This window comes from Marinomonas sp. AWM4_232 (assembly GCF_056158325.1).
Genome location: NZ_JBSWTA010000001.1, coordinates 2,822,634 through 2,841,575, shown reverse-complemented (window position 1 = coordinate 2,841,575; position 18,942 = coordinate 2,822,634). Strand labels below are relative to the sequence as shown.

The 18,942-nt window shown below is 44.9% G+C and carries 23 protein-coding genes; 10 read left to right on the top strand and 13 right to left on the bottom strand.

All coding sequences use genetic code 11. The features are described from left to right. Positions 1–10: 10 nt before the first annotated feature. The 8 genes from rseP to rpsB all read right to left on the bottom strand — a co-directional run bounded on the left by rseP (position 11) and on the right by rpsB (position 7,212). Positions 11–1,357, bottom strand: a complete 1,347-nt coding sequence (gene rseP, locus ACXAC1_RS13460) for an RIP metalloprotease RseP (RefSeq protein ID WP_475062062.1) — start codon at positions 1,355–1,357, stop codon at positions 11–13. Position 1,358: 1 nt separating this feature from the next. Beyond that, entirely contained in the window at positions 1,359–2,528 is a 1,170-nt protein-coding gene (gene ispC / locus ACXAC1_RS13455; RefSeq protein WP_475062060.1) for a 1-deoxy-D-xylulose-5-phosphate reductoisomerase, read from the bottom strand. Beyond that, the gene (locus ACXAC1_RS13450) at positions 2,528–3,331 is read right to left on the bottom strand and encodes a phosphatidate cytidylyltransferase (RefSeq protein ID WP_475062058.1); all 804 of its coding nucleotides are present in this window, start codon (positions 3,329–3,331) and stop codon (positions 2,528–2,530) included. The genes ispC and ACXAC1_RS13450 overlap by 1 nt, the downstream gene beginning before the upstream one ends. Before the next feature lie 5 nt (positions 3,332–3,336). Further along, complete coding sequence (gene uppS / locus ACXAC1_RS13445) at positions 3,337–4,065, bottom strand: polyprenyl diphosphate synthase (RefSeq protein ID WP_475062057.1); 729 nt, start codon at positions 4,063–4,065, stop codon at positions 3,337–3,339. Positions 4,066–4,117: 52 nt separating this feature from the next. Beyond that, a complete protein-coding gene (gene frr, locus ACXAC1_RS13440; protein ID WP_133562930.1) occupies positions 4,118–4,675 on the bottom strand; it encodes a ribosome recycling factor in 558 nt (185 codons plus the stop codon). A gap of 7 nt (positions 4,676–4,682) precedes the next feature. Then, complete coding sequence (gene pyrH, locus ACXAC1_RS13435) at positions 4,683–5,405, bottom strand: UMP kinase (RefSeq protein ID WP_475062056.1); 723 nt, start codon at positions 5,403–5,405, stop codon at positions 4,683–4,685. Between the two features lie 119 nt (positions 5,406–5,524). Continuing rightward, positions 5,525–6,385, bottom strand: a complete 861-nt coding sequence (gene tsf, locus ACXAC1_RS13430) for a translation elongation factor Ts (RefSeq protein ID WP_475062054.1) — start codon at positions 6,383–6,385, stop codon at positions 5,525–5,527. A 92-nt stretch (positions 6,386–6,477) separates the two neighbouring features. Beyond that, entirely contained in the window at positions 6,478–7,212 is a 735-nt protein-coding gene (rpsB, locus tag ACXAC1_RS13425) for a 30S ribosomal protein S2 (RefSeq protein WP_475062052.1), read from the bottom strand. A 323-nt stretch (positions 7,213–7,535) separates the two neighbouring features. Between rpsB and map the strand changes: the two genes are divergently transcribed. From map to ACXAC1_RS13400, 5 genes are all read left to right on the top strand, one after another. Further along, complete coding sequence (gene map / locus ACXAC1_RS13420; protein WP_475062050.1) at positions 7,536–8,393, top strand: type I methionyl aminopeptidase; 858 nt, start codon at positions 7,536–7,538, stop codon at positions 8,391–8,393. Between the two features lie 28 nt (positions 8,394–8,421). Continuing rightward, a complete protein-coding gene (gene glnD / locus ACXAC1_RS13415) occupies positions 8,422–11,121 on the top strand; it encodes a [protein-PII] uridylyltransferase (protein WP_475062049.1) in 2,700 nt (899 codons plus the stop codon). 5 nt (positions 11,122–11,126) lie between these two features. Then, positions 11,127–12,320: a succinyldiaminopimelate transaminase gene (gene dapC, locus ACXAC1_RS13410; RefSeq protein WP_475062047.1), complete on the top strand. Its 1,194-nt coding sequence runs from the start codon at positions 11,127–11,129 to the stop codon at positions 12,318–12,320. Positions 12,321–12,348: 28 nt separating this feature from the next. After that, complete coding sequence (gene dapD, locus ACXAC1_RS13405) at positions 12,349–13,386, top strand: 2,3,4,5-tetrahydropyridine-2,6-dicarboxylate N-succinyltransferase (protein WP_475062045.1); 1,038 nt, start codon at positions 12,349–12,351, stop codon at positions 13,384–13,386. Positions 13,387–13,477: 91 nt separating this feature from the next. Next, the gene (locus tag ACXAC1_RS13400) at positions 13,478–13,828 is read left to right on the top strand and encodes an ArsC family reductase (protein WP_475062043.1); all 351 of its coding nucleotides are present in this window, start codon (positions 13,478–13,480) and stop codon (positions 13,826–13,828) included. On the opposite strand, the gene ACXAC1_RS13395 is transcribed toward ACXAC1_RS13400, so the two are convergent. Beyond that, entirely contained in the window at positions 13,829–14,041 is a 213-nt protein-coding gene (locus ACXAC1_RS13395) for a hypothetical protein (protein ID WP_475062042.1), read from the bottom strand. Positions 14,042–14,108: 67 nt separating this feature from the next. Here ACXAC1_RS13395 and dapE point away from each other — a divergent pair, with 67 nt between their 5' ends. From dapE to panD, 4 genes are read left to right on the top strand one after another with little or no spacing between them, the layout of a single operon-like run. Continuing rightward, the gene (gene dapE / locus ACXAC1_RS13390) at positions 14,109–15,248 is read left to right on the top strand and encodes a succinyl-diaminopimelate desuccinylase (protein WP_475062040.1); all 1,140 of its coding nucleotides are present in this window, start codon (positions 14,109–14,111) and stop codon (positions 15,246–15,248) included. 7 nt (positions 15,249–15,255) lie between these two features. Next, a complete protein-coding gene (locus ACXAC1_RS13385; RefSeq protein ID WP_475062038.1) occupies positions 15,256–15,531 on the top strand; it encodes a hypothetical protein in 276 nt (91 codons plus the stop codon). Positions 15,532–15,535: 4 nt separating this feature from the next. Continuing rightward, positions 15,536–15,910 carry a hypothetical protein gene (locus ACXAC1_RS13380; protein WP_133562953.1) on the top strand — a complete coding sequence of 125 codons (375 nt, stop codon included), beginning with the start codon at positions 15,536–15,538 and terminating at the stop codon, positions 15,908–15,910. Between the two features lie 37 nt (positions 15,911–15,947). Next, positions 15,948–16,328, top strand: coding sequence for an aspartate 1-decarboxylase (panD, locus tag ACXAC1_RS13375; RefSeq protein ID WP_133562955.1), 381 nt, complete (start codon positions 15,948–15,950; stop codon positions 16,326–16,328). Positions 16,329–16,396: 68 nt separating this feature from the next. On the opposite strand, the gene tpx is transcribed toward panD, so the two are convergent. Both tpx and ACXAC1_RS13365 read right to left on the bottom strand, forming a co-directional pair. Further along, positions 16,397–16,894 carry a thiol peroxidase gene (gene tpx, locus ACXAC1_RS13370; RefSeq protein ID WP_475062036.1) on the bottom strand — a complete coding sequence of 166 codons (498 nt, stop codon included), beginning with the start codon at positions 16,892–16,894 and terminating at the stop codon, positions 16,397–16,399. Positions 16,895–16,936: 42 nt separating this feature from the next. Next, positions 16,937–17,359 (bottom strand): cold-shock protein, encoded by a 423-nt coding sequence (locus ACXAC1_RS13365; RefSeq protein WP_475062035.1) that lies wholly within the window; start codon positions 17,357–17,359, stop codon positions 16,937–16,939. 286 nt (positions 17,360–17,645) lie between these two features. Here ACXAC1_RS13365 and ACXAC1_RS13360 point away from each other — a divergent pair, with 286 nt between their 5' ends. Beyond that, positions 17,646–17,867, top strand: coding sequence for a SlyX family protein (locus tag ACXAC1_RS13360; protein ID WP_475062033.1), 222 nt, complete (start codon positions 17,646–17,648; stop codon positions 17,865–17,867). Between the two features lie 5 nt (positions 17,868–17,872). Here the strand turns inward: ACXAC1_RS13360 and ACXAC1_RS13355 are convergent, their stop codons facing one another. Both ACXAC1_RS13355 and ACXAC1_RS13350 read right to left on the bottom strand, forming a co-directional pair. Further along, entirely contained in the window at positions 17,873–18,667 is a 795-nt protein-coding gene (locus ACXAC1_RS13355; RefSeq protein WP_475062031.1) for a class I SAM-dependent methyltransferase, read from the bottom strand. Next, positions 18,654–18,941, bottom strand: coding sequence for a hypothetical protein (locus ACXAC1_RS13350; RefSeq protein WP_475062029.1), 288 nt, complete (start codon positions 18,939–18,941; stop codon positions 18,654–18,656). The genes ACXAC1_RS13355 and ACXAC1_RS13350 overlap by 14 nt, the downstream gene beginning before the upstream one ends. Between the last annotated feature and the right edge of the window lies 1 nt (position 18,942).

Here is an 18,942-nt window from a genome sequence, read left to right as displayed (position 1 = left end):
ATATACCTCTCTACAAGCGGGCAATATCATTAAATAGAGCAACGGCCATCATTGCGAACAGCAAAGATGCTCCGAAGCGGTAAGCAACCCCCTGAATTCTTTCTGAAACAGGCTTACGTCGCGCGGCTTCTATACCAAAAAACAACAAATGCCCACCATCCAGCATAGGGATGGGCAACAGATTTAAAACACCGAGACTCACACTTAAATAAGCCATAAACTTCAAAAACGATTGCACTCCAGATTCAGCTGAAGCACTTGCAACTTTAGCAATGGTTATCGGGCCCGATAAATTATCGAGGGATATCAAACCTTGCAACATTTTACCGATAGAAGAAACGGTTAATGCTGTCATTTGCCAAGTTTGATGCAAACCATAACCAAGTGAACCAAATACATCAAATTCCCTTTCTCGAAAGTCTGCACTATTGAGAACAGGGGGTTCAACGGCAAGCCCTGCAAAGCCAACTGCCACACCAGAAATTTCTCTTGCCGCAGGTATTAATGTGAGTGTTTTTAACTCGCCATCGCGCAAGACTTCTACCATTAATTTTGCATTTGGACTTTTCTGAACCCAAACAACAAAACTCTGCCAATCTGAGACCAGCTCACCGTTAATCGTTTGTACCGTATCCCCTTTCTGAAAACCTGCTCGCTCTGCAGCGCCTCCAGCCACAACGTCAGCAATTGTCGGCACCACTTGAGGCCGCCAAGGCACAATACCAATTGCAGAAATCAGATTACTGGGCTCTTCTCCTACAAGCCATCGCTCTAACGTAAACAGATCTTCTTCTTCGACAGTCGAACCAGGAGGAAGATAACGAACACTATAACTCCCACTCTGACCAATCAAGTCTGCTAACACTAAATTTACATCTTCCCATGAATGAGTCACTTTCCCATTCACTTGAGTAATCTCTGCCCCCACTTCGATATTGGTCTGCGCGATGGGCGAAGACGGCGCCAACACACCTACTTTTGGAGCAATAGTCTGAATCCCCAGCCCTGCAACCAAAGCATAAATCACGATTGCCAGAATAAAATTGGCAATAGGACCAGCTGCAACGATCGCAATACGCTGCCATACATTCTTATAATTGAATGCCTGATCTTTTAACGCTTCTGGCACATTAGCTTCACGACCATCTAACATACGCACATAGCCCCCCAGCGGAATCATCGCTAAAGTGAACTCTGTACCGGATTTTGCTGTGTACTTGTAAAGAGGCTTACCAAAGCCCACAGAGAAGCGTAGCACCTTAACACCACACAGGCGTGCCACCATGTAATGACCAAATTCATGAAAAGTAATCAATACGCCCAGTGCGACAATAATAGATAAGGCATTTTGAATCATGTTATGAAAACTCCGAAGCGATCAACTGTTGCGCAAGTACTCGAGACTGTTCATCGGCCTCAAATACCACTTCCAGATCATTGACAACTTTAATATCAGAGCGTTCAAGAACCTGCTGATTTAAGCGAGCGATATCAAGAAAAGAAAGCTGCCCTTTTAAGAAGGCTGCAACCGCCACTTCGTTGGCTGCATTCAGACAAGCCATAGCTGTGCCACCTAAATACCATGCTTCACTAGCCAGCTTTAAATTGGGGAAACGCTCAAGATCAGGCGCTTCAAAGTTAAGTTGAGACACTTTAAATAAATCAAGAGCCTCAACACCAGTTTCAATCCGTGCTGGCCAAGTCATTCCATATGCAATCGGTATTTTCATGTCTGGATTACCCATTTGGGCAATAACAGATCCATCTTTGTAGGAAACCATGGAATGAATAATACTTTCTGGATGAACAACTACCTGTACATCTGCAGGTGTCACATCAAACAACCAACAAGCCTCAATTAACTCCAAGCCTTTATTCATCAAACTAGCCGAGTCTACTGAGATTTTTTGACCCATCGACCAATTTGGATGTGCACAGGCCTGTGCAGGGGTTACCGTCTTCATTTGATCGTATGAGTAAGTTCGAAACGGACCGCCTGAAGCCGTCAGCAACACTTTGTCAACATCACGCTTCGTTACACCTGAATCCGATTGCGGAAGACACTGATAGATCGCATTATGCTCACTATCAATAGGCATAAGAGTCACCTTGTGTTTGGCAACCTCTTCCATAAATAAACGCCCAGCTGTCACCAAACTCTCTTTATTTGCAAGTAACACGCGTTTGCCTGCTCGTATTCCCGCTAGTGTCGGACGAAGACCAGCAAACCCCATGATAGCGGCCATCACTTGATCACATTCGTCGCCAGCAATACTTTCCATCGCATCACCCCCCCACTCAAACTGGGTTTGCAATTCACTGCATAGAGAAGCCAGCTGATCACGCGCCGCCTCAGTTCCCATCACCGCTCGCTTTGGCTGAAACTGATGACAAATCTCAGCCATACGTTCAACACTAGTGTTAGCAGCCACACTGACAAGCTCAAACTGATTTGGGTATTGAGAAATAATATCCAAAGTACTTCGACCTATGGAACCTGTTGCCCCAAGCAAACATATCTTTTGCATTACACCCAACCCACAAAACTAAGCAATAACACGTAAATCGGCGCAGCAGAGGTTAAACTATCAACGCGGTCCATTACGCCACCGTGACCTGGGATCAATTGACTTGAGTCTTTCAAAGACTCATGTCGCTTAAACAAGCTCTCTGTCAGGTCGCCCAAAACAGAAGTTAAAACAGTTATTACTGCGATTCCCACAAGCAACAACCACTCCCATACAGAAAAGCCACTGAAGTAGGCAAAGAAAACCATACCAGCTTGAGTGACCACCAAACCACCAAGCACACCTTCCCAAGATTTACCTGGTGAGACTTTCGGCGCTAACTTTCTTTTACCAAATGCCTTGCCAGAGAAATACGCACCCGAATCGGCCCCCCAGATCAGCCCCATAAGAACAAATAACCAAATCAAAAACTCACTAGAGTCTCTTAGTACGACCATTGCCGACCAGGTTGTAACAAGAACAATTAACCCAAAGACAATACGCGCAAAACGTGATGTCCATAGTTTTTCAGCTGGATAATGGATCACCCAAGAAAGCGCAAACAACCATAACACTGGCGCCAACCACAATACTTCTCGCTGCAAGTTAAAAATTGCCGCACCAAAACATAATGTTCCGACCAGGCCAGCAAACGCAATACGACCAAGCTGGCAAGTAATGCCAGACAGACGCGCCCACTCCCATCCAGCAAACAACACAACCACACCTATCGCAAGCTGAAAGCCTCCCGCTTTCAGCATAAAGACGGCGTAAATAAATAATAACGCCATCACAAGGGCACTAATAATTCGAGGTAAAAGCATAACGACTATCGTCCACCATATCGACGCTGACGCTGCTGGTACACCGCCAAGGCCTCTTCAAAATGTTCGCTATTGAAATCAGGCCATAACACTGGCATAAAAATTAATTCAGCATATGCAAGTTGCCATAAGAGAAAATTACTTACTCTTTCCTCACCCGAAGTACGAATGAGCAAATCCAATTCAGGCAACCCTGCCAAACATATTTGCTGACCAAGAGACTCCTCAGTCACATCCTCTGGGCTAATCTCCCCTAATGCAACTTTAGTAGCAATTGTTCTTGCTGCTTGGACGATATCCCAGCGACCACCATAGTTAGCAGCAATCGCGAGTACCATACCCGTGTTTTCCGCCGTCGCTAGCTCAGCCCGTCGAATTTGCTCTTGAAGCACTGGACTAAAGCCACTGGTATCCCCAACAACCATTAGTTTTATCGAATACTCATTCAGACGCTTAGCTTCTTTTTTTAGAGAGCGCATAAACAACCCCATCAAGCCATCCACTTCAGCTTGAGGGCGCTTCCAGTTCTCACTTGAAAAAGCGAATAAAGTTAACACTTCAACACCGCTACGAGCCGCAACCTCGACTGTTTTACGAACAGCCGCAGCCCCCGCCCTATGGCCTGCAATGCTGGGTAAATGTTTCTTTTTTGCCCAGCGATTGTTGCCATCCATAATAATAGCAACGTGGGCAGGAATGGATTGGCTATCAATAGCCAACATTTGGTTCGACATAGAATTACCTAGTCAGAAAAAAGCAGGTACTAGAAGCACCTGCTTTTTTAATTTAGATTTCCATCAGATCTTTTTCTTTCGCAGACAAACGCTCTTCAATTTGAGCAATATACTTGTCTGTTACTTTCTGAACTTGATCTTGACCGCGACGCTCATCGTCTTCAGAAATCTCTTTTTCTTTAACTAGGTCTTTAAGGCTATTGTTTGCATCACGACGGATATTACGGATAGCAATACGGCCATTTTCCGCCTCAGATTTCGCTTGTTTGAAGTAATTCCCACGAGTCTCTTCAGTTAGCGCAGGAAGAGGAATGCGAATTAGATTACCCGTTGTAGAAGGGTTTAAGCCTAGATCAGACTTAAGGATTGCCTTCTCAATCTCTGGCACCATATTACCTTCCCAAGGAGAAATACCTAATGTACGAGCATCTTCAACGGTAATGTTAGCCACTTGACTAAGAGGCGTTTCACTACCGTAGTAGTTCACTTTAATAGGATCTAAAAGACTTGGGTGCGCACGACCTGTACGAATTTTCTTAAAGGAGTTATCTACGGCTACAACCGCCTTTCCCATGCGCTCTTCCGCATCTTTTAAAATTTCGTTAATCATTATTTCCTCACTTAATAACGGTACCTTCGTCGCCACCTGTCATGATGTTAATCAGAGCACCTGGCTTGTTCATGTTAAATACTCGAACTGGCATTTGGTGGTCACGAGTTAGACAGATAGCAGTTAAATCCATGACACCTAACTGTTTTTCTAAAACTTCGTCATAACTTAATGTAACATATTTCACTGCGTTTTGATCCTTCATTGGATCAGCAGAGTAGACGCCATCGACTTTTGTCGCTTTTAAAACCACATCCGCATCAATCTCAATACCACGCAGACATGCAGCAGAATCAGTTGTAAAAAACGGGTTACCGGTACCAGCAGAAAAAATCACCACATCACCATCTTTTAGATGGCGCATTGCTCGACGACGATCGTATGGCTCAACAATGCCTGTCATAGTGATTGCCGACATAACACGAGTTGAAATATTAGCCCTTTCCAGCGCATCTCGCATTGCCAGAGCGTTCATTACTGTGGCAAGCATTCCCATGTGGTCTCCCGTAACACGGTCCATCCCTGCCTGACTAAGCGCCTGACCTCGGAACAAATTACCGCCACCAATTACAATACCGACCTCCACACCGATACCTCGTAACTGGCCAATTTCCAGCGCAATTCGACTCAATACTTTGGGGTCAATACCAAAGGTTTCATCGCCCTGTAGCGCTTCACCACTTAGTTTTAACAAAATGCGTTTGTATTTTGAATTGGTTTCTTTAGGCATCCAGAATCTCCGGTAATGGTGAGAAGTTAATATTGAGGTAATAAAGCCACCCCAATAGGCTATTCATAAAAAGGGGCAGTCTAGCTGCCCCTTATCACACTCATAACTTAATTTAGCGATTAGCCTTTAAGTTGAGCGGCAACCTCAGCAGCGAAGTCTGTTTCTTCAACTTCGATACCTTCACCAACTTCGATACGAACGAAAGAAGTAACTGTTGCACCAGCATCTTTCGCTAGCTGACCAACTTTAACTTCTGGGTTCTTAACAAATGGCTGGTCATTTAGGCTGTTCTCAGCCAAGAATTTCTTAATACGACCACCGATCATCTTGTCAACAATCTCAGCAGGCTTACCAGCCATGTCTGGTTGAGCACGGATAATCTCTTCTTCTTTAGCTAAAACTTCAGCAGGCATGTCTTCACCACGAACAACACGTGGGTTAACAGCCGTTACGTGCATCGCAACGTCTTTAGCAAGCTCTTCGCTGCCACCTTCTAGCTGAACTAGAGAAGCGATCTGACCGTTGCTGTGTAGGTAACCAGCAACCAAACCACCTTCAATTAACACCGCGCGGCGTGGAGTGATGTTTTCACCGATTTTCTGAACTAGTGCTTCGCGAGCTTCTAGCATTTCGCCAGTAACCACTACAGACATGTCAGTTTCTTTAGAAGAGAATACAGCGTCAGCAACTTTATTAGCGAATGCTAGGAAACCTTCGTCGCGTGAAGCGAAGTCAGTTTCAGAGTTAACTTCAACTAATACGCCGTAAGAGTTATCATCAGCAACTTTCATGATGATAGTACCTTCGGCAGCAGTACGACCAGCTTTCTTAGCTGCTTTCATACCGCTTGATTTACGTAGCTCTTCGATAGCTACTTCAATGTCGCCACCAGCTGCAGTCAGAGCTTTTTTACACTCCATCATGCCTAGACCAGTACGCTCACGTAGTTCTTTTACCATTGCTGCAGATACTGCGGCCATGTCAATTCCCCTTGTACGATAACAAAATTTAAAAAAAAGGGAGAGAGCTCACTCTCTCCCTTTTATAAAAACAAACTCGCTAGAGCCGTCTATTACGCTTCAGTAGCTTCGCTTACTTCAACAAACTCGTCAGCACTTCCAGCTGCTGCCGCACGACCTTCAAGAGATGCGTCAGCGAATGCAGAAACGTACAACTGAACTGCACGGATTGCGTCGTCGTTTGCAGGAATTACGTAATCAACGCCATCTGGATCGCTGTTAGTATCAACGATACCGATAACAGGGATACCTAGCTTGTTAGCTTCTTTAATTGCAATACGCTCATGGTCAACGTCAATTACGAAAAGAACATCAGGAAGACCACCCATATCCTTGATACCACCTAGAGAACGCTCTAGCTTTTCAAGTTCACGAGTACGCATTAGCGCTTCTTTCTTAGTTAGCTTTTCGAAAGTACCATCGTTTTGCTGACCTTCAAGATCACGTAGACGCTTGATAGAAGCGCGGATCGTTTTGTAGTTAGTCAACATACCACCTAACCAACGGTGGTTTACGTATGGCATACCAGCGCGAGAAGCTTGCTCAGCAACTGTTTTAGATGCAGCGCGCTTAGTACCTACGAACAAAACTTTGTTTTTGTTCTCAGCCATTTTTTTAACTAGCTCTAGAGCTTCGTTAAGTGCTGGAACAGTGTGCTCAAGGTTGATGATATGGATCTTGTTACGAGCACCAAAAATGAATGGCTTCATTTTTGGGTTCCAGTAACGAGTTTGGTGACCAAAGTGTGAACCAACCTGTAGTAGGTCGCGCATAGAAACTGTAGGCATTTTACTATCCTTTCTATTTTGGGTTAAATTATCTTACCAGCCATAACCACTCAGCCTTTTGAAATTTAAAGCAATTTCAGGCACCCCAGAGTCATTATTTTCTATCGGCGGTAAGGTCGTTAGATTAATTTCAATTACGCTTACACCTCCAAAGAAGCATAAGCGGGCGTTTTATACCATAAAACCCGCCCCTGCAAAAGCAGTTAATCCTTTACACAACACCCATTGTTCAAGTTTTTTTCTTAAGTCAGGGCGAATAACCATTACAAAACATGTAGAATGTTGCCAATTTCAGACTAGTAAAGTTTTAAGACAGTTTTATTATGAGCAACGACATTTTACAAAAAGTTAAAGAACTCACAGAAAACGGACGTGTTGACGTCCCAAAATGGACGCCACTTACAGCGGCAACACGCTTCACAGATATACAAGATATTGAAGGCATGCGCGTTGCTGGCAAGCTAGCGGGTGAAGTGCTCACCATGCTTGAAGAATTCGTTGTCCCAGGGGTAACCACTGAAGAGCTAGATATCATCGCCCACAACTACATTGTGAGTGAACAAGGTGCTATACCTGCTCCGTTGAACTACCACGGCTTTCCGAAATCTTGCTGTACATCTGTCAATGATGTTATCTGCCATGGCATTCCAAACGATAAAGCACTAAAGAAAGGCGATGTCGTTAATATTGATATTACTATTATCAAAAACGGCTATTACGGCGACACCAGCAAGATGTTTTTCGTTGGCAATGTGGCACCACATGCTGAGCGCCTTTGTAAAATCACCCAAGAAAGCCTCTACTTAGCCATCAAAATGGTTAAACCAGGCGCGCGCCTAGGTGACATTGGAGCCGCCATTGCTGACTTTGCCCACAAAAACCATTACTCAGTTGTTGAAGAGTACTGCGGTCACGGCATTGGCACGACATTCCATGGCGAACCTCAAGTCGCCCATTACGGCCGTCCTGGCACAGGCGTTATCCTTGAAGAAGGCATGACCTTTACCATCGAACCAATGATTAACGCAGGCAAGAAACAAGTTAAACACTCAGGTCCTGATAACTGGATTGCTAAAACGAAAGATGGGCGTCTATCTGCTCAATACGAGCACACACTGTTAGTAACAGCTGACGGAGTCGAAATACTTACTTTACGCCCAGACGATACCATCACGCTGTAACGCCAGTTTTCAAACTAAGAGGCCTGATATGGACTTCCCAGCTTTTCCAGATGCTCCACCTTTGTTTAGCGCAGATGAGAAAGAAACACTGGCATCCACACAAACCGATGCCAAACGTTTTCGTGATCTCATCAGCGAAAAGACAAAGGCTTACAATGATCTTTTTCATGATCTGTACCCTATCGAAAAGCTAGTTAAGGGCCTATCGGGCCTTTACGACGAAGTCATGCGGGCCGCGTGGATGCGCTCAGGTCTTGATAAAATCCCATCAGTCGCGATGATTGCGGTAGGTGGCTATGGACGTAGTGAACTCCACCCAAAATCAGATATTGACCTACTTATCTTATTAAAAGATAACTTCGAGCCACCCGCACAGGAAATAGAAGCGTTTATTACATTTCTATGGGACCTAAAACTGGATGTCGGTCATGCTGTTCGTACCATTACCGAGTGCGCAGAGCTGGCAGCAAACGACATAACAGTCATCACCAATTTAATTGAATCTCGCACCCTGTTCGGCGACGAAGAGTTGCTAGCAAATCTTAAATTAAAGGTTGATGTAAACCACATGTGGGATGGTCAGTCTTTTTATCGAGCGAAGCTAGCCGAACAACAAGAGCGTCACGCAAAGTACCAAAATACAGCCTACAACCTAGAGCCCAACTTGAAAGAGTGCCCAGGCGGCCTTCGCGACATGCAAGTGATTGATTGGGTAGCAAAGCGACATCTGCACACCCATCGACTGAGCGCTCTAATTGACAAAAAATTCCTCTCTGAAGATGAATACACACAAATAAAAGGTGCTGTTTCCCATCTATGGCGTATACGCTGGGCGTTGCATACTATTGTTGGCCGAAAGGAAGATCGTCTACTTTTCGATCATCAGCGCACACTTGCTAAAGAGTTTGGTTTTGACGATGAAGACTTGAAACGTAATGTCGAACGCTTTATGCAGGGTTATTACCAAAGTGTTGCAGCAATTCAACAACTCAACGATTTATTGTTGCAGCATTTCGAGGAGTCCTTTCTTAGCCTTGAACCAAACCCGACCATTGAAGTCATCAACGAGCGCTTTCAGGTAACTAATGGCCAACTTGAAATCCGTTTTGCGGACGTTTTCACTCAAACCCCATCCGCCATGCTGGAGATGTATAAGATCATGGGAGATCGGGGTGAGATTACAGGCATTCGCGCCAACACAATGCGTGCTCTACGGGATAATCTAGATATGGTTGATGAGTCCTATCGAGTGGATCCGGCCAACACAGCTCTTTTCCTCGACATCATTGCCAGCCGCTACCGCATGACAACCGTCCTTCGCTCAATGAAGCACATTGGTTTGTTAGGGCGATACTTACCTGAATTTGGTGCAATCATAGGCCAAATGCAGCATGACTTATTCCACATCTACACCGTTGATGCTCACACACTGCAATTGGTTGAGAATTTACGCCGCTTTCTTCTCCCAGAAAGTCGTTCAAATTTTCCGATCTCTTCTCAGGCAATCCGCCATATTGCCAAAGTTGAACTACTGTATATTGCCGGACTCTACCACGACATTGCCAAAGGACGCGGTGGCGACCACTCCGAGCTTGGCTGCGTTGATGCCAGAGAGTTCTGTGAACGCCATGGGTTAACCAAACCAGAAACAGAGCTTGTTGAATGGCTGGTACGACACCACTTACTAATGTCTGTCACCGCTCAACGTAAGGATATCTCTGACCCAGAGGTAATCTGGGAGTTCGCCAGCATCGTTAAAAATCAAGAGCGACTAGACTATCTGTTCCTACTGACTGTAGCGGACATCAACGCGACCAACCCAACGATGTGGAACAGCTGGAGAGCATCATTAATGCGTCAGCTATACCTGGAAACTAAGCGCGCCTTACGTCGCGGCTTAGACTCCCCAATTGATGCGGATATGCAAAGTGACGAGCATAAGCAACGTGCTTTAGAAATCTTAATTGAGCGCAACGCAGACATCATGGAAGCTGAAAAAATCTGGGATGACATCGAAGACGAGTACTTCATTCGCTCAAACGGAGATGAGATTGCCTGGAATACAGAAGCCATTTTGCGACACCGTCCAAGTACAAAACCCTTAGTTGCCATTAGCCCTCTGGGTGGGCGCAACTTCTCTGGTGCCAGCAAAGTCTTTATTTATACCCCCATTGCAAGCCACTTGTTTGCCGTGACTGCTGCTTTATTTGAGCAAATGGGGCTAACAATTCTCGACGCAAAAATCAGCACCACATCAGACAATTACAGCCTTGACACATTTGTAGTTATGGAGAGTGCAGAATGCCATGACATCAATCTGCACCTTGATCATGAGCGTATAGAGCTCATGAAAAAGACATTGATTGAACAACTGGACTCACCGTCACTTTACGAGAGTGTTATCAAGCGCTTTACACCAAGACACTTAAAAATATTTAACGCGCCCTCTACAGTCCAGTTTGTTAGCCAGCCAGAAGAAGTATGGTCTGCATTAGAGGTCACAGCCCCAGACCGCCCTGGCCTGCTGGCACTCATAGGTCAATTCTTTATGGAGCATGACCTGATGCTGCATAAAGCTAAAATTGCTACGCTGGGCGAGCGTGTCGAAGATACCTTCTACATCACTGAAGAGAATGGCGATTTGATCGCAGACAGCACACGAATGACACACATTTGTGATGCCCTAAAAAACAGTATTGACCGTTTTTCTCAAGCTACGGAACACTAAACTACATGAACCCCCTGATTCATTCTTTACATCCATATCCATTTCAGAAGCTTGCAGACCTGCTTGCTTCTGTCACCCCCAATGCTGACCTACCATTAATTAAGTTGACCATTGGCGAACCTCAACACGATGCCCCAAGCATCGTACTGGAAACCCTTAAAAATGCATTGGATGGTGTATCAAAGTATCCGCTGACGAAAGGGGAAAGCAGCCTTCGTGAAGCCATTTCTAGCTGGGCCACCAAACGCTTCAACTTGAACGAGCTAAACGCAGACACACAAGTACTGCCTGTAACCGGCACAAGGGAAGCACTGTTTGCCATTACTCAGGCCCTAGTCGGTGAGAAGCAAAGCCCTCTAGTGGTGAGTCCGAATCCGTTCTACCAAATTTACGAGGGAGCTGGAATACTTGCTGGCGCTGAGCTGCATTACTTACCATGCAATGCAGAAAACCAATACAAAATCGACTATCAAGCTGTTTCCGACGACGTTTGGGCACGCTGCGAAGTACTATTCGTATGCTCCCCTAACAATCCAGCAGGCTCAGTAACGACACTAGACGAATACCGTTTCCTACTTGAAAAGGCCAAACAATTCAATTTTGCCATCATTGCCGATGAATGTTACTCAGAGATTTATTTTGAAGAGAAACCACTTGGTCTATTGGACGCATGCGTGCAACTTGGCAATGACGATTACGATAATTGTCTAATCTTCCAATCTCTATCCAAACGCTCAAACCTACCAGGACTTCGCTCAGGGTTTGTCGCTGGAGACGCAAAACTGCTTAAGCCATTTTTGCAATACCGTACTTACCATGGCTGCGCGATGCCTCTTCATCATCAAATGGCTTCCATCACAGCATGGAACGATGAAGAGCATGTTGCCAATAACCGCGAAATTTATGGCCGTAAATTTGATCAAGTATTAGAAATTCTCTCACCTGTCATGGCGGTCGAGAAACCAGAAGCTGGTTTTTATCTGTGGCCCAAACTGCCAATGAGCGATGAGAATTTCTGCATCAAACTTTACCAAGACGAATCTGTTTTAGTTCTTCCTGGTAGCTACCTTGGTCGCGAAGTCAACGGCCAAAACCCTGGGCAAAACCATGTCCGCATGGCGCTTGTCGCAGAAGAATCTGAATGTGTTGAAGCTGCTCAGCGCATTGCACGTTTTATGAAAAAACACCAAAACCTTTAATATCTATTTTTTAGGAGCACTTACTCTAATGAGCGACTCTACTTTTGCAATTGGCCTTGGTATTGGCACACAGAACAAAGAAGGTACTTGGTTAGAAGTTTTCTACCCATCGCCACTTGTTTCTCCAGAACAAAGCATCATTGCTGCAGTGAAAGAAAGCACTAACTACGAAGGTGGCAACGCGACACTGGTACTAGACGAAAGCGATCTAAACCGTCTACACCTTGCTTTGCTTCAAGCTGGCCACATTGAATTAGCAGAACGTGCATCACGCCTTAAGCCTTCTGCACAACCAGTAGTTCTTTGTGTATTGGAAGCAGATGAAGCACCAGCTAACCCTGCTGAAGTGTACTTGAAACTACAACTAATCTCTCATCGCCAAGTTCAACCGCACAACACAAAACTTGATGGCATGTTTGGCCTTCTAGTGAACACTGCATGGACCAGCGAAGGCCCTATCGATGTCCGTGAACTGGCTGATCGTCAGCTAAGCGCTCGCATGGAAGGCCGCACTATCGAAGTATTCAGTGTAGACAAGTTCCCTAAAATGGCGAACTTCGTTGTACCTACAGGCGTTCGTATCGGTGATGCAGCTCGTATTCGCCTTGGTGCTCACCTGGGTGAAGGTACAACAGTTATGCACGAAGGCTTCGTAAACTTCAACGCAGGTACTCTAGGTACTAGCATGGTTGAAGGTCGTATTTCTGCAGGCGTTGTTGTGGGTAACGGCTCTGACCTTGGCGGTGGCTGTTCAACAATGGGCACACTTTCTGGTGGCGGCAACATCGTGATCGCTGTGGGTGAAGAATGTCTAATTGGTGCAAACGCTGGTATCGGTATCGGCCTTGGCGATCGCTGTACTGTAGAATCAGGTTTATACATCACAGCAGGCTCTAAAGTTGCCGTCCTAGATGAAAACAATGAAGTGGTTTCTGTTGTCAAAGCTCGTGAGCTTTCTGGTCAGTCGGATCTTCTATTCCGTCGCAACTCTGAATCAGGTGCGATCGAATGTAAGACAAACAAAACTGCAATTGCGCTAAACGAAGCTCTGCACGCACACAACTAATACCATTAGTTCATACCAATGCCGAAACCCTAACTAGGGCTTCGGCATTCTTTTGACTAAAGATTAGCGTGGCGAATAATAGGAGAGGAACATGACCACTATTTACGGCATCAAAAACTGCGACACCATGAAAAAAGTATTTCGCTGGCTCGATGAACACAATATTGAGTACACTTTTCATGATTACCGCAAAGACGGTTTAGATCGTGAACTATTGGCTAGCTGGATCGAACAGCTCGGCTGGGAAGCGCTTGTAAATAAGCGTGGAACCACTTGGCGCAAGCTAACACCGGAAACGCAAACTGCCATGAACGACCAAACGGCATTAGAAGTGCTACTTGAGCAACCTGCGATGATCAAGCGTCCATTGTTGGATCACGCGCAATCCCTTACACTGGGCTTTAAAGAAGACAGTTACAGCAATATCTTTGCTAAACAGTGATCAATCAACAATGACGGGGCGGTAAGCTCCTTGATCAGATCCGCTTAACCTATCTGAGCGATATACAGGGCGTACGTTTGGCAAGACATAGGATGGTCGATCTGAGAGGATCATCGGAGCATAATATGCTTGTTGAGGTTGTGACGACGAGCCACTGAGTAATGCACAGCCAGTCATAAAATATGCCAGCAAGCCAACCAAGCTGAATTTCATTACATCATCCTTATCAATCTTTCACTAACTACTGGTAAGGTAACCAAACAGAACACAAAGGTAAAGAATGACGCAACTTTCACCGACACTTGAACTAGCTCTAGACTTAATTTCACGCCCTTCTGTTACACCAGAGGACGCAGGCTGCCAAGATCTAATGATCGAACGCCTAGAAAAAATTGGCTTCTCGGTCGAGCGCATGCCATTTGGCGATGTAAAAAACTTTTATGCCAAACGTGGCTCTGAAGGCCCTAATCTTTGTTTTGCTGGCCATACTGACGTGGTACCAACTGGTCCTGAATCAGAATGGAAAGTATCACCATTTAAACCAGAAATCATTGACGGCATACTGTACGGTCGCGGCGCTGCTGACATGAAAGGCAGCCTCGCTGCCATGGTTACAGCGGTAGAAAACTTCATTGCAGAGCACCCAGATCACAATGGCCAAATTTCCTTTCTGATTACCAGCGATGAAGAAGGCCCATTTGTTGATGGCACAACCCGTGTTGTAGATACGCTCATGGCACGCGATGAAAAAGTGGACTGGTGCATTGTTGGTGAACCTTCCAGCACAAAAACCCTTGGCGACATTATCAAAAATGGTCGCCGTGGCTCATTCAGTGGCGACCTAACGGTCTACGGTAAACAAGGCCATGTAGCTTACCCACACCTTGCAAAGAACCCTATACACCTAGCCGCACCAGCTTTAGCGGAGTTTGCTAGCACTAAATGGGATGACGGCAATGATTTCTTCCCACCAACCAGCTTTCAAGTCTCCAACATTCAAGCCGGTACTGGTGCAACCAACGTCGTACCAGGTAAACTAAACGCTCAATTCAACTTCCGCTTTTCCTCAGAGCTCACCTTCGACGATTTAAAAGAAAGAGTTATAGAGATTCTTGAGAAACATGAGCTTGAATACGATATTGATTGGACTTACAACGGGCTACCGTTCTTAACCAAACCAGGTGAGTTAGTGGACGCGATTGTAGATGCCGTTCAAAATACGGTAAACATCACTCCAGAGCTTTCAACGTCTGGAGGCACATCAGATGGCCGCTTTATCGCAAAAATGGGTACACAAGTTGTAGAATTAGGTCCTATCAATGCAACCATTCACCAGATAAACGAATGTGTTGACGCCGAAAGTTTGAATCAACTTTCCCTAATTTATCAGCGCATTTTAACGAATCTGATGGCAAAATAGGACCATCGTGAGCAAAACAACCTCCTTCTTTCACTCTCTAGCTATGAGGCTTGGAAAAAACCCTAAGCTAGCGCTAATTAAGCTGATTCAAGGAGGCTTGCTGTTTGCATTCGGTGTTCTCATGATTTTCGTCGCTAATAATCTCGTAGTGGACTCCATTCAACGTGAAATCATCGCCCTAGTAGGGCTGACCTTAGCTGCCGCTGGCGTACTTTGGTCATTGGTTGGCTATCTATCCATGAGTGTTTTACGCATCTATCACATGTTAAATAAGAAGGATTAATCCGATGCAGCCTGATATCGAAATCTATCTGCTGTCCTGCCCAACGGAACAAATCATACGTTGGCTGGAACAAGACTTCTCTGTCAATGAGGTGCGTACTTCTAGTGACGCTTCCATCAAAGTAACACTTACCTTTAATGGAAATACAATTCCGGTCACAATTCTTGAAAAAGCAGCAGGAAAGCGCTTCACCTCAGTATGGTTTGATTCAGATCAGACCCCTTGGGAGAGTGACATGGATTGTGCAAGGCATGCCTTTGAGAAATTGAATTGTGAAGTGCGTTGCAACTACCAAGGATGGCAGGAAGATAACCAAGACGATCCAGACCTTTGGTGGCGAATCAACGACAATGGGGAAGGCCCTTACATTTGGCGCTAACCCAGTCTCGTAACACATCCAGAATAAGAGAAGTTTTATGCAAATTAATATGCTGAAAGGCAAACTCCACATGGCATCCGTCACTCAAGCTGAGCTATGGTACGACGGCTCATGCGCAATCGACAGCGACCTAGTCAAACTGGCTGGCCTACGCGAATTTGAAAAAATTGACATCTATAATGTTGATAATGGCGAACGCTTCCATACCTACGTCATACTAGCTGAAGCAGGTTCAGGTACGATTTCCATGAATGGTGCTGCCGCCCGTCGTGTGCAAGTTGGTGATCGAGTCATTATCGCAGCCTACGCCCAAATGGATGAAGCAGAAGCAAACAACTTTAAACCAAAACTAGTCTACTGCAACAAAGACAACACTGTTGAGCGCACAGCAAATACAATCCCTGTTCAAGTTGACTAATCATCAACTATTTCAGATACGAAAAAGGTCGCCAAGGCGACCTTTTTTATTGGGTATATAGCTATTTATTACTTAGCCGCAGCCAGTGCTGCTTCGTAATCAGGCTCTTGAGCCGTCTCAGGCACTTGCTCTGTGTAAACCACTTCACCCTGCTCATTGATAACAACGACAGAACGAGAAAGCAAACCCGTCAAAGGACCTGTTGTAAACTCAACACCGTAATCTTTACCAAATGTAGAACGGAAGCTGGAACCCGACTCAACGTTATCTAAGCCCTCTGCACCACAAAAACGCGCAGCAGCGAATGGAAGGTCTGCAGAAACACAAAGCACTACCGTATTCTCCAGACTTGATAGAGCCTCGTTGAACTTACGAACAGACGTTGCACAAACACCGGTGTCGACAGATGGGAAGATATTAAGTACAAGCTTCTTGCCAGCGAAGTCCGACAAAGAAGTAGTGGATAAATCTGTTTTCACTAACTCAAAAGATGGAGCTTTCGAGCCTACTGCTGGTAGTTCACCAATTGTTTCTAGTGGGTTACCTTGTAAAGTTACCGTTGCCATAATGTCCTCTCATAAAAAGATGCGGTTTACTGCATCATGAATTTAACTTTTAACAATTGAAACGTTTTCTGCTTGTTTGCCTTTTTCGCCTTCAGTAACAGTAAAGCGAACTTTTTGACCTTCAATCAGGAATCGGCGTCCACGCCCACGAATCGCCCGGTAATGCACAAACACATCATCACCGTTATCCATCGTAAGGAAACCAAAACCTTTTGATGAATTAAACCATTTAACCGTACCTAATTCACGATCATCATTTTCTTCCTCACTTTCTACACTATTAGAGGAAGACTCTTTGACGCTCACATTAGACAAAACAGCGCCTAAGTAGACAGTTACAAAAGTAACTAAGAAATATACTAGATAATACTCACCTATTTCAGCTTTGACTAAAGGCGCAATAACCAAAGGTGTTACAAGAGCAAAAATAAGACTGACTAATAAAGCACGTATTGATAAAAACATGGTAGTTCCTTGAATATGTTTACTGATTTTTTGTTATAAATTCCTAAATGAATAGAAGCTTAGCGTAACTGGGCTCCCTTTATCCATGCCAATGAGATTTCGACCATCAAAAAACGCCGCTAACCATTGAAATTTAAAGGCATCACCACAATAAACAACACCAACTAAGCGTATTTACGCCAGCAAAAAACACGCCAAGTCACATAATATTTTTGCCTGATAAGCTATAAATGGCATCAATATTTAGTACTTAGCACATTAGAAGACTACCATATAGCAGCCATCTATGAATACCTCAGACCTATTAAACAGGGTTGACGAACTTGAAATTAAAAGCCAATTTCAAGAAGAAACCATCGATCAATTGAATCAAGCACTCACCCATCAGCAGCAGGACATTTTACTCCTAAAAGAGCAAGTAAGATTGCTTGCCAAACGCCTAGAAGATCAGCGCCAGAACACTGATTCGGGCATCAATAACACCATAGAAAAGCCACCTCACTATTAACAATACTAGTCAGCAGCATGATCCAAAGAGCGCTTAACATACACATCAAAGCGACCAGACTTACCATCAATACGATAAGAAGGCTCTTGGTCGTTCAGGTATGGAGCGCCTTTCGGACGCTTAACCACAACCCGATAGCGTGCCAAATGCATGGCTTGAGGCAATAACGCATCCGCATCCTCATCGTGCCCTACTAGGTCCCTAAAGAATGCCATTTCTTTTTTCACTGCCGCTGAAGATTTATCATTGTGAGGGAACATTGGATCTAAATACACTACATCTACGCATTCAGCATCAGAGACATCAAAAATAGTACCTTTCGCGAGTCGCATCCTTGCCATTATGTCGGCAATATCTGCGACCATATTGGCTCGTTCGATACCGTCATGCAAAAGTGCCCGAACAAACCCAACACGCTCAAATAATGTTACATCACAACCTAGGGAAGCCAACACAAATGCATCCCTACCAAGTCCTGCAGTGGCATCAAAGATACTTAGATTGTTTCGCTTTGTGAGCCCGCAAGCTTTAGCAATATCCTGACCTTTACCACCGCCAAACTTTCGTCGATGGTCTACCGCACCACTTGCTAATTCCACCGCTACAGGTTTCGGGGCCGCTTTACCCGTTTTAGCAATCGCAAGGGTATCGTCTTGGTGTATCAATAGATAATCATAACTTGTGACGTGCTTGAGCTCACTTGAGAGGCGATAAGTTGGCAATTGAAGCTGTTCTGCTAACGCGCGAACATGAGTGTCTGCATTACGGTAGGCCACCGCAAGGGTACTAGGCGTAAACATCGATACCTATTAATTGATGACGTGGGTTGTTGGGAGATAACGCTTCAGTTGATTGATAAGCGCTAAGCGCTTGCTGTGCAAAAACGCTCAAGCCATCCATTTTAAAAAAGTTAGCAGATTCCTCTCTGCTGGCTTGCTCAAAGCTTCGCACAGCACTTGGTAAAGTGGTTGCTTGACTATTGCCTTCTCGTTCTACAACCGTAGGTACTTTAGAACGAGATTTAAAATCTGCTCCGCCTTGAGGAATAGCTGGAAAATTGCTGCCAACTTTCATT

What these genes read in the sequence shown, in the direction of transcription:
- rpsB (WP_475062052.1), bottom strand. Translation starts at nt 7,212, where the DNA reads ATGCCTACAGTTTCTATGCGCGACCTACTACAGGTTGGTTCACACTTT.
- panD (WP_133562955.1), top strand. Translation starts at nt 15,948, where the DNA reads ATGCAAATTAATATGCTGAAAGGCAAACTCCACATGGCATCCGTCACT.
- tsf (WP_475062054.1), bottom strand. Translation starts at nt 6,385, where the DNA reads ATGGCCGCAGTATCTGCAGCAATGGTAAAAGAACTACGTGAGCGTACT.
- rseP (WP_475062062.1), bottom strand. Translation starts at nt 1,357, where the DNA reads ATGATTCAAAATGCCTTATCTATTATTGTCGCACTGGGCGTATTGATT.
- ispC (WP_475062060.1), bottom strand. Translation starts at nt 2,528, where the DNA reads ATGCAAAAGATATGTTTGCTTGGGGCAACAGGTTCCATAGGTCGAAGT.
- ACXAC1_RS13395 (WP_475062042.1), bottom strand. Translation starts at nt 14,041, where the DNA reads ATGAAATTCAGCTTGGTTGGCTTGCTGGCATATTTTATGACTGGCTGT.
- ACXAC1_RS13350 (WP_475062029.1), bottom strand. Translation starts at nt 18,941, where the DNA reads ATGAAAGTTGGCAGCAATTTTCCAGCTATTCCTCAAGGCGGAGCAGAT.
- dapC (WP_475062047.1), top strand. Translation starts at nt 11,127, where the DNA reads ATGAACCCCCTGATTCATTCTTTACATCCATATCCATTTCAGAAGCTT.
- ACXAC1_RS13365 (WP_475062035.1), bottom strand. Translation starts at nt 17,359, where the DNA reads ATGTTTTTATCAATACGTGCTTTATTAGTCAGTCTTATTTTTGCTCTT.
- uppS (WP_475062057.1), bottom strand. Translation starts at nt 4,065, where the DNA reads ATGTCGAACCAAATGTTGGCTATTGATAGCCAATCCATTCCTGCCCAC.
- frr (WP_133562930.1), bottom strand. Translation starts at nt 4,675, where the DNA reads ATGATTAACGAAATTTTAAAAGATGCGGAAGAGCGCATGGGAAAGGCG.
- tpx (WP_475062036.1), bottom strand. Translation starts at nt 16,894, where the DNA reads ATGGCAACGGTAACTTTACAAGGTAACCCACTAGAAACAATTGGTGAA.
- ACXAC1_RS13355 (WP_475062031.1), bottom strand. Translation starts at nt 18,667, where the DNA reads ATGTTTACGCCTAGTACCCTTGCGGTGGCCTACCGTAATGCAGACACT.
- map (WP_475062050.1), top strand. Translation starts at nt 7,536, where the DNA reads ATGAGCAACGACATTTTACAAAAAGTTAAAGAACTCACAGAAAACGGA.
- dapE (WP_475062040.1), top strand. Translation starts at nt 14,109, where the DNA reads ATGACGCAACTTTCACCGACACTTGAACTAGCTCTAGACTTAATTTCA.
- ACXAC1_RS13450 (WP_475062058.1), bottom strand. Translation starts at nt 3,331, where the DNA reads ATGCTTTTACCTCGAATTATTAGTGCCCTTGTGATGGCGTTATTATTT.
- ACXAC1_RS13360 (WP_475062033.1), top strand. Translation starts at nt 17,646, where the DNA reads ATGAATACCTCAGACCTATTAAACAGGGTTGACGAACTTGAAATTAAA.
- pyrH (WP_475062056.1), bottom strand. Translation starts at nt 5,405, where the DNA reads ATGCCTAAAGAAACCAATTCAAAATACAAACGCATTTTGTTAAAACTA.
- ACXAC1_RS13400 (WP_475062043.1), top strand. Translation starts at nt 13,478, where the DNA reads ATGACCACTATTTACGGCATCAAAAACTGCGACACCATGAAAAAAGTA.
- glnD (WP_475062049.1), top strand. Translation starts at nt 8,422, where the DNA reads ATGGACTTCCCAGCTTTTCCAGATGCTCCACCTTTGTTTAGCGCAGAT.
- ACXAC1_RS13380 (WP_133562953.1), top strand. Translation starts at nt 15,536, where the DNA reads ATGCAGCCTGATATCGAAATCTATCTGCTGTCCTGCCCAACGGAACAA.
- dapD (WP_475062045.1), top strand. Translation starts at nt 12,349, where the DNA reads ATGAGCGACTCTACTTTTGCAATTGGCCTTGGTATTGGCACACAGAAC.